The organism is Streptomyces sp. NPDC015532 (assembly GCF_043078065.1).
Taxonomy (GTDB): Bacteria; Actinomycetota; Actinomycetes; order Streptomycetales; family Streptomycetaceae; genus Streptomyces.
The window spans coordinates 275,782-289,340 of sequence record NZ_JBIBSY010000010.1 but is presented as its reverse complement, the minus strand read 5'-3'; the positions used below and the strand labels follow the sequence as shown (position 1 = coordinate 289,340).

Here is a 13,559-nt window from a genome sequence, read left to right as displayed (position 1 = left end):
AAGTCGGCGACTACTGATCACTTCTGGCCTGTACGTAACTCATCAGACAAAAGCGGACGGATACCGCTCACCTGCACCCTCCCCGAACAGGGGAACCCGAGAAACCAGTAACATGCGGCGCCATGAGCTCCCCCACTGGGCCCGCGTCCGGCCTGCCAGTACGAATGCCGCGACCCCGCCAAGCCGGGCGGCACCGCCGTCCGGAACCCCTGGCGGCTCCTGAGGGCGCGCCCGCGCTCGTCCTCGCGGTGCCGGGCACCCCCAGCGCCGCCACGCGCAGCCTTGCCGAGGAGGTCGTGAGCATCGCCCGCTCCGAGCTCCCCGGCCTCGATGCCCGCATCGGTTACCTGGACGGGGACAACGAGTTCCCCACGCTGCAGTCCGTGCTGGCCCACGCCGCCGAGGAGCGCACCGCGCGCTTCGAGCAGGCCCGCGCCGCCGGTTCCGACGTCTCCGCGCCCGACGGCCCTGTCGGCATCGTGGTGCCGCTGCTCGCCGGTCCTGACGGCGCCCTGCTGCGCCGGATCCGCCAGGCGGTCATGGAAAGCCGTGTCGCGGCCGAACTGACCGATGTCCTCGGTCCGCACCCGCTGCTCGCCGAGGCGCTGCACGTGCGCCTCTCCGAGGCCGGTCTGGCCCGCGCCGACCGCGCCCGGCTGTTCACCGTGGCGACCGCCGCGGACGGCATCGTGCTCGCCACCGTCGGCGGCGAGGACGCGGTGCAGGCGGCCGGGATCACCGGCATGCTGCTCGCCGCGCGGCTCGCCGTGCCGGTCATGGCGGCGGCCCTCGACGAGGAGGGTTCCATCGCGGCCATCGCCGAGCAGCTGCGTGGCTCCGGTTCGCAGCAGCTCGCGCTCGCCCCGTACCTGATCGGTCCGGAGCTCGACGCGGGTCTGCTCGACGCGGCCGCCAAGGAGGCCGGCTGCAGCGCCGCCGAGGCCCTCGGCCCGTACCCGGCGATCGGCAAGCTCGCGCTCTCCCAGTACACGTCGGCGCTGGGCATCGCTCCGCCGCAGACCCAGGGAGCGCCGGCCTTCTAGTAGGCCGCCGCACACCCGCACCACCCGTACCGCCCGCACATCGAAAGGGCCCGCTCCTGAGTCAGGAGGGGCCCTTTCCCATTGGCGCGGGACGCACCCGGCACGACCCCCGGGGCATGCCCGGGGCCGGCCGGGCCCGGTCCAGGGGTTGCCCGGGTCGGGCCCGGTCCGGTCCGGTCCGGTCTGGTCTGGTCAGCCGAAGACCACGCAGGACGCGGCGGGGGCCCGGACGGAGCCGCCGCGCCGTGGTATGCCGGTGTCCGGTTCGACGGTGAACCAGGTCACGTCGCCGGAGCGCTCGTTGGCCGCGTAGAGGAAGCGCCCCGAGGAGTCGAGGGCCAGCGCACGGGGCCAGACGCCGCCGCAGGGCACCTCGGCGACCAGCGTGAGCCCCTCTCCCCCGGCGTCGACGCGGAGCACCGAGACACTGTCCTGCCCGCGGACGGCGGTCCACACGAAGCGGCCGTCGGGCGAGACGACGACGCCCGAGGGATACGCGTCGCCGTCCGGGACACCGGAGAGGACCGGCGTCTCGCCGACGGGTCGCAGCGAACCCTCGGCGGCGTCCCAGCGGCAGACGGTGACGGTCGGAGCGAGTTCGTTGAGGACGTACGCGTGCCCGCCCCGCGGGTGGAAGGCGAGATGACGCGGCCCGGAGCCGGGGCGCAGGGCGATCTCGCGGTGCAGGATGAGCGTCCCGCCGTCGAGGGCGCACACCCGGACCGAGTCCGTGCCGAGGTCCACGCTGACCGCCCAGCGGCCGGTGGGGTCGGGCTGCACATGGTGGGCGTGCGGGGCCCGCTGTCGCTGTGTGTGCGGACCGGAACCGGCGTGCCGCAGCACGCTGGAGGGGGTGGACGCCAGTCCGCCGCCGGGGCGGACGGGTACCGCGCTGACGGTGCCCGAGCCGTAGTCCGCGGTGAGGACGTGTCCGTCGAAGACACTGAGGTGGGTGGGGCCGCTGCCTCCGGTCCGGGTCGGCGGACCGGTCAGTTCCGGTTTGTCGCCGTGCGCCCGGAAGGCGGCCACCGCGCCCTCGCCGGTCTCGCTGACCGCGTACAGGACGTCGTGCGCGGGCGCGAAGGCGAGATAGGAGGGGTCGGGCACGTCGTCGACGGCGCTCAGCACGGTCAGCGCCCCGGTGTCCGGGTCCACGGCCGCCGTGAGGACACCGAGGCCTCCCGCCGCCGTGAACGACCCGATGAACGCCCGCTGTCGCCGCTCGCCGCCTTGCGCCACTTCTGTCCCCTCTCGATCCCTCACCGTCGGGGCGACGGTAGCAGTGACGGCGCTGCGGTCTAGACCAAAGCCCGCGATCGGTCGGCACGGAAACGCCGTGCGCGCGGAGGGGTTCCGGCCACCCGCGCGTGCGGTCCGGGGCGGGTGCGATCGGGCGGGCGCGGTCCGTGCCACAGAGGGCCCCTGGAGCCTCGGGCCGTCGGGCGCGTGCGGTCGCGTGACCGATCGGGGTGCCGGGAACTCGGGCCGCCGGACGGGAATCCTCGCTTCCGGGCGGGCAGTGGGTCGCGCGGGCGCGTGGAGCCCGCGAGAAGGCCGCCGCGGGCCTCCTCGGGGCCCGCCGGAGGGGTCGGGGTCCGGAGGCCGCCGCGAGGCCGCCCAGCGGGCGCCCACGCCCTCGCTGTGGATCTTGAGGGCGCCTGCGCCCGGCGGGGCTTCACGGCGTCTGGGCGACAGAGAAAAACGGCCCCCCGGGGTGCCGGAGAGCACCCCAGGGGGCCGAGGAAGAGCCGGTCGGCGTCAGGCGCCGACGAGCCGCGAGCCGCGTCGCGGTCCGCGCAGCGGTGTCGCCATCGCGACGAGCGCCCGCTCCAGTCCGTGCAGGTGCACGAGCGCCTGCTCGGCACCGGGGTGGTGGCCCGGGACGCCGTGGTGGGCTGCCGAAGCGCCGCCCGGCACGGCGCCGACCAGGGACTCCATCGCGGTCTCGACCCGTCGGCAGGCAGCCGTGAGGCGGGCGTCGTGCGAGGCGTCCGGGTCGGCGGCGACAGCGGCGAGACCGCGTACCTCGCGGGCGCAGTCGTCCAGCAGGGCGAGGATCGCGCGGGCCCGCTCCTTGCGCCGGCGCATCGGGTTGAGCGGATGCACCAGAGGTGCGAGGGCCATCCGTACACGCCCCAGGAGCACTTCGAGCTCCCCCGCGAGCGGCGCGGGGTCGGCCTGGTCGTCTCCCGCGAGCCGCCGGGCGGCCGCCGAGGTGCAGCCGTGCACGGCGCGCAGGGCGCGCTCGATCCAGCGGTCGGTGACCGTGTGCGTGGTGATCGGCAGGACGAGGGCCACCGCGAGCGCGGCACCGAGCGCGCCGACACCGGTCTCGGCGAGCCGGAGGCCCAGCAGTCCCGGATGCAGGACGCCGAGCAGCCCGTAGAGCAGGCCCGCCATGACCGTCACGAAGAACATCATCCAGCTGTACGAGGGCGCGGCCGTGTAGAAGATCCCGAAGACGCTCACCGCGACGAGGACGGCGGTGGGCGCGGGCGCGCCGTGCAGCGGTACGGCGACCAGGAGGCCGGCCACGATCCCGACGAACGTGCCGACCACGCGCCGGAAGCCGCGGACCAGCGTCTCGCCGCGCGAGGCCGTGTTGACGAAGATCCACCACGCGGTGCCGACGGCCCAGTACCAGCGGTCGTGCGAGAGGAACTGGCCGGCGGCGAGCGCGAAGGCGCAGGCCGCGGTCGCCTGGAAGGCCTGACGGGTGGCCGGGCGCGCCAGCCCGCGGCCGTCCAACGGCAGCGGCGCGGCGGGCAGGGGGCTGCGCCGCTCGATGCACCAGACGCCGAACCGGACGGCCGATGACGCGGCGATCGACAGGGCGACGGCCGCGTACAGCTGCGGGAGCTGGCCGGGCACGGCGTGCAGGAACTGGGTGGTGAAGAACATCATGAACGCGAAGATGCCGAGCGCGTGCCCGCGCGGGCCGAAGCGGCGGGCGTACACCCCGGCGAAGACCACGGCGAGCCAGATCGTGTCCCGCAGCATCGGCGCCCCGTGCAGGGAGGTCGCCACCGCGAGGACCGGGAAACCGGCCACGGGGAGCAGCGCGGTGGTGCCGGCCTGGCCGCGCACGGTCGGGTCGCCGACCGTGAACATCGCGAGGAGCGCCGCGAGCCCGCCGGCGATCGAGGCGGGGAGCGAGAGTCCGGCCACCTGGCACAGCGTGACCGCGAGGCCGATGCCGAGAACCGCCCGGATCGAGACCCTCAGCCGGAACAGTCCCGGATCCGGCGCCATGAACATCTTCTTCACCTTCGGCGTCCCGCCCCCACTTCGCAGTTCAACACAGGTTTCGGCATGCGCGGCGCACATGCGAAAGGCGCCGCGGGTCCGGTACGGCGTCCTTGCCGTCCGGCGCTGCGCAGCGCCATCGATACGGGCAAGGTACGCGGAAGCCGGGAACTGGCTCAACCGGCTCGGTTTCGAATGGGCCATTGGTACAGTCGAGGGAGAACATTGTCGGCCGCGAGGAGGCCAACGGACCATGCCGGTGGACGAGCTCGACACCCGCATCCTGCGGCTGCTCCTGGAGCAGCCGCGCACCAGCGTCCGTGAGTACGCCCGCGTCCTCGGCGTCGCCCGCGGCACGCTCCAGGCCCGCCTCGACCGGCTGGAGCGGGACGGGGTGATCACCGGGACCGGGCCGTCTCTGTCCCCCGCGGCCCTCGGCCATCCCGTGCTCGCGTTCGTGCACATCGAGGTCACGCAGGGCCATCTGGACGACGTGGGCGACGCGCTCGCCGCCGTGCCGGAGATCATCGAGGCGTTCTCGATCACGGGCGGCGGCGATCTGATCACCAGGGTGGCGGCGCGCGACAACGCCCACCTGGAGGATGTGATCCAGGCCCTGATCAGCCTGCCGGGTGTGGTCCGCACCCGGACCGAGGTGGCACTGCGTGAACGGGTCCCATACCGGTTGCTGCCGCTGGTGGAGTCGATCGGCCGGGCGGCACAGGGCTGACCGCTCCGCGGGGGTGGATCGCTCAGCGGCCTGACCTCGGTCGGATCACGCCCGCGCGTCACCACGGCCGAATCACGCCCGCGCGTCACCACGGCCGGATCACTCCCATGCGTCAGCACCGTCGAATCAGCCCCGGGCGTCACCGCGGGGGGGAGCACCCCTGGACGTCGCTCCGGTGGGAGCACCCCAGGGGCCTCACTGCGGTCGGAGCACCCCCGGGCCCAGCGTTCCTGAGCCGGCACCCTTCGCCGGTCATTTCGTCGGTCTGCGGCCGGAATTCCGCCGGGTGCGCCAGAATGCCGGTCGGCGAGAGGTTCCGGACACCGCGCGGAGCGGTTCGGCCGCCGCGGGGCGGGCCGGACGCTTCGGCAGGCCCTGGGCACACGGTGGTCCGCGATCCCCCGCCTCGTGACAGCCGTCCCGTCCCCGAGGGTGCGGTCCGGCCGTGTCACCGGGAGAGATCCGGCTGTCGTTCCGGAAGGAGTAGGCGTGCACCCGGACAAGGACGCACCCGCGGGCTCGGGGGCACCGGCAGAGCAGGACGGACCGCTGCGCTCGGACGCGCGGCGCAATCGCGAGCGCATCCTGGCCGTGGCCCTGGCGGAGCTGAGCCGCTCCGCCGACACGCCGCTGAGCGCGATAGCCAGGAAGGCGGGAGTCGGTCAGGGGACCTTCTACCGCAACTTCCACCATCGCGAGGCCCTCATCCTGGAGATCCACCGCCACGAGGTGCGGCAGGTGACCGACGCGGCGGCGCATCTGCTCGCCACCCGACCGCCGGATCGGGCGCTGCGGGAGTGGACGGACCGTCTCGCCCGGTTCGCCATGGCCAAGGCGGGCCTGGCCGACGCGCTGCGGACGACCACCGGCACACCCCGGAGCCTCCTCACCAGACTCGACCACAAGCCCCTGAGCTCGGCCGTGGCACTCCTGCTGAGGACCAACGAGGAAGCGGGCACCATCCGGCCCGGTGTGACCGCCGACGACTTCCTGCTCGCCGTCGCCGGGCTCTGGCAGCTCGACCGGCACGGGGACTGGCAGGCGCACGCCCACCGCCTGCTGGACCTGGTGACGGACGGCCTGCGCGTCGGCGCGCCCGGACCGGGCAGGCCCGCGCGCAAGGACTGAGCCCCGCCGCTCGCCCCCGGAGGCCGGCCGTGCCGCCCGTCACCGCACCCGGGACCGGGCCCCGGGCCGGAAAGGGCGGGCCCTGGGCCTGGCCCAAGGCCCGGCCCGGAAGGCGGCCAGGTCAGCGGCGGACCAACTGCACGTGCGTCACGGCCGGCGATCCGACCAGCTCGGCCACCCGGTAGCCGTCGACCCCGTCCCCGAGGTTGTCGAACAGGCGCTCTCCCCGGCCCAGGAGCCGCGGGACGACGGCCAGGTGCATTTCGTCGAGGAGTCCCGCGCGCAGGTACTGCTGGACGGTGGACGGTCCGCCGCCGATCCGGACGTCCTTGCCCGCCGCCGCCTCGAAGGCACGGGCCAGAACCGTCTCCACGGGTTCGTCGGTGAAGTGGAAGGTCGTTCCGCCCTCCATGACGACCGAGCGCCGCAGGTGGTGCGTGTGGACGAACACGTCGTTGTGGTAGGGAGGGTTGGGGCCCCACCAGCCCGTCCACGACTCGTCCTCCCACGGTCCGCGATGGGGCCCGAACATGTTGCGGCCCATGATGGTGGCGCCGATGTTCTCCTCGCTGCGCTCCACATACTCGACGTCGATTCCTCCCTTGCCGTCGGCCAGGTCGCGCATCGCGGCGAACATCCACTCGTGCATGCCCGTGAAGCCCTCGCCGAGCGGATGCTCAAGACACTGGCGGGGTCCGGCGGCATAGCCGTCCACCGAGACGGTGATGTTGTGTACGCGCAGCTTGGGCATGGCCGTGCTCCTTGGGTCCGTGGTTTCCCGTTCTCACCGGTACGTCGAACGGGACGCCCCCGGATCGACAGCTCCCCCGAACGGGATCGACCGCTCCCCCCAGGAGTCGCCCGCCCGTGCGCGAGGCGCGCCAGCCGTCAACGAGCCGCCGAAGGGGGCGGCAGGCTCAGCCCGGCGAGGTCCGGGGGGATGGGGGTGTCGGGGCGGAAGAACGGGGCGGGTTCACCGTCGGCGGCCGTGGCCGGTGCGTCCGTGAGGCGGAAGCGGTCGCGCAGCCGGCCGTAGAAGTCGGTGGGGTGCAGGCGGATCAGCCGCACCCGCTGCGGAGCACGGAAGACCCCGATCCAGTCGCCGGGGTCGAGCACCCCGCGCAGCTGGCCGTCGATGCTGACGGCGGCCTGGCCCGAGTGGGGCAGCACCCGCAGGGCGACGGGTTCGTCCGGCGCCGCGACGACACTCCGGTTGAAGGTCATGTGGGGCGCGATCGGGGTGAAGACGACCGCGTCCATGTGCGGCGAGAGCACGGGACCGCCGGCGGCGAAGCTGTAGGCGGTCGATCCGGTGGGGGTGGCGACGGCGAAGGCGTCCGCCGAGTACGAGGCCAGCCGCCGTCCGGCGAGATAGACACCGACGCTGACCTGGCGGTCCCGGGCCAGCTTCTCCAGGACGACGTCGTTCAGGGCCGTGACGTCCAGCGCCACCCCCCAGCCGTCGCCCTCCGTCGTCTCGGCTCGGACCTGCGGCGGCGGCAGGGCGGGTCCCCGCCCGTAGCAGAGCGCGGTCTCCATCGATCCGGGGATCTCCAGGACCCGGGAGGCCCGCAGGGTCAGCGTCATCCGTTCCTCGACGATGGCCTCGCCCTCGTGGACGGCTTGCAGCGCCCGCGTGACGTCGGCCGCCGGCACCTCGGTGAGGAACCCGACCTTGCCGAGGTCGACGCCCAGCACGTTCGCATCGCTCTTGACGGCGATCCGGGCGCCCCGCAGGAAGGTGCCGTCGCCGCCGAGGGTGACGACGAGGTCCGGGTTGCCGGCCGCCTCCGCTTCCGCGCGTCCGCCGCGACGCCGCTGGTCCTTGGCCCAGACGTCGATGTCGGTGCACCGGATTCCTCGCGCGTCGCACCAGTCGTGCACGGCGCGGGCGGCATCGCGGGCCGCTTCCCGCCCCTGGTGGACGACCAGGCCGACACGGTGCACGGACACGGCGACCTCCAGGTCCACGTGGGGCATGAGCACGTGCCGCGGGCCCGGGACCGCCGGCGGAAGAGCTGCGGCGAGCGTGATCCGGGCTCGGCTCCGGGGCACGACTCGATCCTTCCACGAATACGACATTTCGGTACGGGCAGACGGGCAGACGGGCAGACGGGGAGACGGGCGGATGCGTGGGCTGGCTGGCCTCGCGGCCCGGGAGGCGCTGACGACATGGCCGACGCCGACGCCGAGCAGCAGCTGGCGCCCCACGAAGCCGACGAAGCCGTCGAAGCGAGGGAAACCACCGTGCGGGCACGCCTTCGGCGCCGGAGGGGCGAGGGCGTGCCGATCTCCACCGCCCCCGCCCGCCCCACCAGCGCCTCCCGGTCCAGCCCCCAAGAGCGAGGCGCGCGACCCCGCCAGATCCTCAATTCCGCCCGGGGAGAGCCGACTTCGCCATGTCGCGCACCACCGGCGGGAGTCGGCTCCACGAGCCGAGCCAGGTCACTCGTTTCCCCGGGACGGATTCCAGCCGTGTCGACACCATCCGGGTCCGGCAACCCGCTTCCGTTCGCGGCGAGTTCGGGTGTCGTCAGCGGCGGGGCAGTGGGCACGGGAGCCGTTCCGCCGGCCGAACATTTTTGGACACTTGGGCATCCCGCCGAACACTGAACGACTATCGTCTCGAATTGACGTCTCCTGAGCGACCGACATGGCTCGGAGATCCCGTCATGGCCGTTTTCCTCCGCATCACGGACCAGTTCGACAGCCCCCATGAAAGGTTCCTTTCGTGATCAACAGCAATCCCGGGACTGATTACGAGAGCATCCTGCTCGACCGCAAAGGACAGGCCGAAGCGTTCGACGCCATCGGCGACCGCTACGACGAGGCCTTCCCGCACAAGGAGGGCCAGGTCACCGCGGGCGAGTGGCTGATCGGATCGCTGGGCGAGGGGGCTCGGGTCCTGGATCTCGGCTGCGGTACGGGCGTGCCCACCGCGCGCCAGATGGCGGACGCCGGCTTCGAGGTCGTGGGCGTCGACCTCTCCGGCGGCATGGTGAAGCTCGCGAGCGCCTACGTCCCCGACGCGACGTTCCATCAGCTGGACCTGGCCGACCTGCGCCCGGGCGGACCGCGCGACCTCGGCCGCTTCGACGGCGTCGCCGCCTTCTTCTCGCTGCTGATGCTGCCGCGCGCGGAGATTCCCCACGCTCTGCGGACCGTCCGTCATCTGCTGGTGCCCGGCGGCCGGTTCGTCCTGTCCATGGTCGAGGCCGATGTGGACAACTTCGCGATCCCGTTCCTCGGGAACACGATCAGGGTCTCCGGCTATCTGCGGGAGGACCTGCACAGAATCATCGAGGAGGCGGGCTTCGAGATCGTGAAGGAGACCTCGTACACGTACGCCCCCGCGGTGACCGATGTCCCGCCCGAGGAACAGGTCTTCCTGTGCTGCCGGCGGTGTGACTGAGGAGGCGGAGTCCGAGCCGCGGACCCGCGCCACCCACCGGACGGGACAGAACGCGTGACCGAGCATCACACCCACCACGAGGGCACCGCCCCGGCACAGGGTCTCTTCCCACCTGCCGCGCCGACGGACGGCCGTCGACGTGCCACGTCGGCGGACGGCGGCCCGCCCGCCACGGTGGCGGACGGCGGGCCGCCGCAGACCGACCGCCTCCGGTATCTCGACGTGGCGACGCGGCGGATCGCCCGCGGGATGGACCTCGACGAGACGCTCCGGGAACTGCGGCAGGCGGCCGTACCGGCGTTCGCGGACACGGTCTACATCCACCTGGCCGATCCGCTGCCGGTGGACAGGGAGGGGTCGGCGGCACCCGTCGTCCTCCGCCTGCACAGCTCCGAACGGGCGCTGCCGGCGCCGCGGCGCGCGGACGGGGCCTCGCACGCCGACCCGGCCCCGCCACCACCGCCGTTCCCCGAAGTCGCCGAGCGCGTCGAGCCGGCCGGCGGCGGCCGTCTCGCGGAACTGCTGCGGGACGGGCGTCCCGCGTTCGGTGACGCGCCGGGCAACGCGCCCGCCCTCGCCGAACTGCTCATGGCGGGGACCGACGCGCGGTGCACCCTGCCGCCGGGCCACCGTCTGATCATCGCGCCACTGCGCGGCAGCCATCACGTCATGGGCACGGTCGTCCTGCTCCGGGGCGCCGACCGCCCGGTCTTCACCAGCGACGATCTGCTCGTCGCCTCGCAACTGGCCACGCACACCGCACTCGGGGTCCAGAAGGCGGTGATGTACGGCCACGAGGCCGCCGTGGCGGACACCCTCCAGCACACCATGCTCCCGTCGTCGCTGCCCGAACCGACCGGGATCCGGCTGGCCAGCCGCTACCTGCCCGCCTCGAAGACCGCCCAGGTCGGCGGCGACTGGTACGACGCGATCCCGCTTCCCGGCAACCGCGTCGCGCTGATCGTCGGCGACGTCATGGGCCACTCCATGACCTCCGCCGCGATCATGGGCCAGCTGCGCACCATCGTGCAGACCCTGGCGGGTCTCGATCTGCCGCCCGACGAGGTCCTGCACCATCTCGACGAGCAGGCCCAGCGACTGGGCAGCGACCACATCGCGACCTGCCTCTACGCGATCTACGACCCGATCTCGCACCGCCTGCTGATGGCGAACGCCGGCCACCCGCCCGCGGTACTGCTCCACGAGGACGGCCGGGCCGAGGTGCTGGGCGTTCCGCCCGGTGCCCCGATCGGCGTCGGCGGTGTCGTCTTCGAGTCGGTGGAGATGGCCGCGCCCACCGGGGCGACCCTGGTGCTGTACACCGACGGACTCGTCGAGTCCCGGGACACGGACATCGGAAGCGGTGTCGAGGCCCTGCGGGTCCGTCTCCAGAGCACCGCTCAGGGACTCGCCTCGCTGGAAGTGCTCTGCGACCACGTGCTGGGAACCCTGGGCCCGGGATCCCGCGACGACGACATCGCCCTGCTCGCCGCCCGGTTCGACGGCTTCCCGCCGGACAGCGTCGGCTACTGGTACCTGGCTCCCCACCCGATGACCGCCGGCCAGGCACGCCGGCTGACCCGCAGGGCCTTGCGCCGCTGGGGTCTGGAGTCCCTGGTCGACCCGACGGAACTCATGGTCAGCGAGATCGTGACGAACGCCGTGCGGTTCGCCTCGCGGCCCCTCTCGCTGCGGCTGCTGCGCACCGACGTGCTCCGCTGCGAGGTGACCGACGACTCGCCCCAGGTGCCCAGGATGCGGCAGGCCGGTTTCGGGGACGAGAGCGGTCGCGGGCTGTTCCTGGTCAACCAACTCGCCCTGCGCTGGGGCGCGACACGCGTGAGCAGCGGCAAGGTCGTCTGGTTCGAGCAGAAGATCCCGGCGAAGTAGCGGCCGCTCCGGTCCCATTCGGCCGATTCCCGATCGACGGTTCCCGGGCAGGCATACCCGGCGCGGGTATGGTGGCGGTCCTAGGGCCTGCCGTTCGGATCATGCCGCGGGACGCGGGGCCCGATCCGAACAGGCCCTCGCAGGAAGTGCGGACGCCCCTGATGACGGTACGAAGGTTGCCCTGGGCACGGTTCGACGGCGCCGCCCGCCGGGTTCGCGGTCCGGTCGTCGCACCGTGCCCCCTGGCCGCCGTACCGCTCCGTCACGACGTCCCCGGCGCGACCACCGGCACGAGGCGCCCCACTCCCCCGCACGCCCTCGCGGGACCGCTCGCCCGGCCCGCCGTTCCTCTCCCCATCGCGCACATAGGCCACGTCCCCACGGCTCTCCTCGGCGCCTGACGCCGTCCAGCCGTGCGGACCGTCCCCAACGCCTGTCGCGCACCGAGAAGAGGACTCTTCGTGAACAGCATCAACCGTCGCACCGTCCTCGCGGGCCTGGGAGCGGCAGGTACCGGCCTGCTCGCCGCCTGCGGCAAGGACGCCCCCGACACGCCCTCCCTCCTCAGCCCCAACGGATCCCAGGTCGCCCGCGCGGAGAAGAAACGCGGCGCCACGGGCCGGGTCCAGAGCGTCAACGTGACCGCCGCGCCCGCCACGCTCGACCTGGGCGCCGGTGTGCTGGCCAAGTCCTGGGCCTTCAGCGGCCTCGTTCCCGGCAAGGAGATCCGTATCTCCGCCGGTGACACGCTCACCGCCGAGCTGTCCAACCAGCTGCCCGGTGCCACCACGACGTCCCTCCACTGGCACGGCATCTCGCTGCGCAGCGACATGGACGGCGTTCCACCGGTCACGCAGACCCCGGTGCGGGCGGGCTCCAACTTCACGTACCGCTTCGTCGCCGACAAGCCCGGCACGTACTTCTTCCACCCGCACGTGGGCATCCAGGTCGACCGCGCCATGTACGCGCCGCTGATCATCGAGGACCCCAAGGAGCCGCTGGCGTACGACGACGAGTGGGTCGTCGTCCTCGACGACTGGCTCGACGGCGTGACCGGGACGCCCGACGACGTCTTCACCGAGCTCAGCCATCACATGGCCGGTATGGACATGAAGAGCACGGGACCGAGCCGGCCGGCGTCCTCACGGTCCCCGTCCGCGTCCTCCGGTGACCGCCCCTCGACACGGTTCAGGCTCAGTGGCACCGCCAGTCCGCTGCTCGGCCGTGACGCCGGGGACGTGAACTACCCGTACCACCTGATCAACGGACGCGTGGCGACCGACCCGGCGGTCTACTCCGGCACGCCCGGCAGACGGGTCCGCCTCAGGATCATCAACGCGGGCGCGGACACCGCGTACCGCGTGGCGCTCGGCGGCCACAAACTGACCGTCACCCACACCGACGGCTTCCCCGTCGAGCACGAGGAGGTCGACACGCTCCTGGTCGCCATGGGCGAGCGGTACGACGTGCTGGTCACCCTCGACGACGGCGTCTTCCCGCTCGTCGCCCTCGCCGAGGGCAAGGACGTCACCGGCATGGCCCTCGTGCGGACCGGATCGGGAGGCCTGCCGGATCCCGCCGTGCGGCCGCGGGAACTGGACGGCCGCACGGTGACCGCAGGACAGCTGCGCGCGAGCGACGGCGTACGGCTGGAGGCGAAGGATCCGGACCAGGTTCTCCGCGTCAAGCTCACCGGCAGCATGGGCGCGTACGACTGGGCCATCAACGGCAAGCGGTTCGACATGGCCGACCCGACCTCGAACCCCCTGCTCGTCCAGGAGGGCCAGCGGGTCCGGCTCGACTTCGTCAACGCCACGAACATGTGGCACCCGATGCACCTGCACGGCCACACGTACCAGCTCGGCGACACCGGCCCGCGCAAGGACACGACCATCGTGCTGCCCAGGTCGAAGGTGTCCGTCCTCTTCGACGCCGACAACCCCGGGCAGTGGATGCTGCATTGCCACAACGCCTACCACAGCGAGGCCGGAATGATGGCGCTCGTGGCCTACGGGGCCTGAATCCGCGCAGGAGCGCGGGCGTGTGGTCCCCGGCCGGGCACAGCGCCGAAGGCATTCACGCTCCTTGGTCCAACGGGCCACCGGGCACG

General features: G+C 72.9%; 10 protein-coding genes. 6 read left to right on the top strand and 4 right to left on the bottom strand.

Annotated features, from left to right (window positions below; genetic code table 11):
* Positions 1-122 precede the first annotated feature (122 nt).
* On the top strand, positions 123-1,043 hold the full coding sequence (locus ACF07B_RS27935; protein WP_369479719.1) for a sirohydrochlorin chelatase: 921 nt from the start codon (positions 123-125) through the stop codon (positions 1,041-1,043).
* A gap of 192 nt (positions 1,044-1,235) precedes the next feature.
* Here the strand turns inward: ACF07B_RS27935 and ACF07B_RS27930 are convergent, their stop codons facing one another.
* The gene (locus ACF07B_RS27930) at positions 1,236-2,282 is read right to left on the bottom strand and encodes a lactonase family protein (protein ID WP_392180955.1); all 1,047 of its coding nucleotides are present in this window, start codon (positions 2,280-2,282) and stop codon (positions 1,236-1,238) included.
* Positions 2,283-2,801: 519 nt separating this feature from the next.
* Complete coding sequence (locus ACF07B_RS27925) at positions 2,802-4,301, bottom strand: FUSC family protein (protein ID WP_392180954.1); 1,500 nt, start codon at positions 4,299-4,301, stop codon at positions 2,802-2,804.
* A 241-nt stretch (positions 4,302-4,542) separates the two neighbouring features.
* On the opposite strand from ACF07B_RS27925, the gene ACF07B_RS27920 reads away from it, so the two are divergent.
* Both ACF07B_RS27920 and ACF07B_RS27915 read left to right on the top strand, forming a co-directional pair.
* The gene (locus ACF07B_RS27920; protein WP_355977303.1) at positions 4,543-5,019 is read left to right on the top strand and encodes an Lrp/AsnC family transcriptional regulator; all 477 of its coding nucleotides are present in this window, start codon (positions 4,543-4,545) and stop codon (positions 5,017-5,019) included.
* 489 nt (positions 5,020-5,508) lie between these two features.
* Complete coding sequence (locus ACF07B_RS27915) at positions 5,509-6,147, top strand: TetR/AcrR family transcriptional regulator (RefSeq protein WP_392180953.1); 639 nt, start codon at positions 5,509-5,511, stop codon at positions 6,145-6,147.
* Between the two features lie 121 nt (positions 6,148-6,268).
* Here the strand turns inward: ACF07B_RS27915 and ACF07B_RS27910 are convergent, their stop codons facing one another.
* The gene (locus ACF07B_RS27910; RefSeq protein WP_392180952.1) at positions 6,269-6,898 is read right to left on the bottom strand and encodes a dihydrofolate reductase family protein; all 630 of its coding nucleotides are present in this window, start codon (positions 6,896-6,898) and stop codon (positions 6,269-6,271) included.
* A 137-nt stretch (positions 6,899-7,035) separates the two neighbouring features.
* Entirely contained in the window at positions 7,036-8,100 is a 1,065-nt protein-coding gene (locus ACF07B_RS27905) for an NAD(+)/NADH kinase (RefSeq protein WP_392180994.1), read from the bottom strand.
* Positions 8,101-8,878: 778 nt separating this feature from the next.
* Between ACF07B_RS27905 and ACF07B_RS27900 the strand changes: the two genes are divergently transcribed.
* The 3 genes from ACF07B_RS27900 to ACF07B_RS27890 all read left to right on the top strand — a co-directional run bounded on the left by ACF07B_RS27900 (position 8,879) and on the right by ACF07B_RS27890 (position 13,470).
* A complete protein-coding gene (locus ACF07B_RS27900) occupies positions 8,879-9,559 on the top strand; it encodes a class I SAM-dependent methyltransferase (RefSeq protein WP_369479724.1) in 681 nt (226 codons plus the stop codon).
* Positions 9,560-9,613: 54 nt separating this feature from the next.
* The gene (locus ACF07B_RS27895; RefSeq protein WP_392180951.1) at positions 9,614-11,449 is read left to right on the top strand and encodes a SpoIIE family protein phosphatase; all 1,836 of its coding nucleotides are present in this window, start codon (positions 9,614-9,616) and stop codon (positions 11,447-11,449) included.
* 461 nt (positions 11,450-11,910) lie between these two features.
* Positions 11,911-13,470: a multicopper oxidase family protein gene (locus ACF07B_RS27890; protein WP_392180950.1), complete on the top strand. Its 1,560-nt coding sequence runs from the start codon at positions 11,911-11,913 to the stop codon at positions 13,468-13,470.
* Positions 13,471-13,559 lie beyond the last annotated feature (89 nt).

Coding starts and splice junctions, on each gene's coding strand:
- ACF07B_RS27910 (WP_392180952.1), bottom strand. CDS start 6,898: ATGCCCAAGCTGCGCGTACACAACATCACCGTCTCGGTGGACGGCTAT.
- ACF07B_RS27920 (WP_355977303.1), top strand. CDS start 4,543: ATGCCGGTGGACGAGCTCGACACCCGCATCCTGCGGCTGCTCCTGGAG.
- ACF07B_RS27935 (WP_369479719.1), top strand. CDS start 123: ATGAGCTCCCCCACTGGGCCCGCGTCCGGCCTGCCAGTACGAATGCCG.
- ACF07B_RS27925 (WP_392180954.1), bottom strand. CDS start 4,301: ATGTTCATGGCGCCGGATCCGGGACTGTTCCGGCTGAGGGTCTCGATC.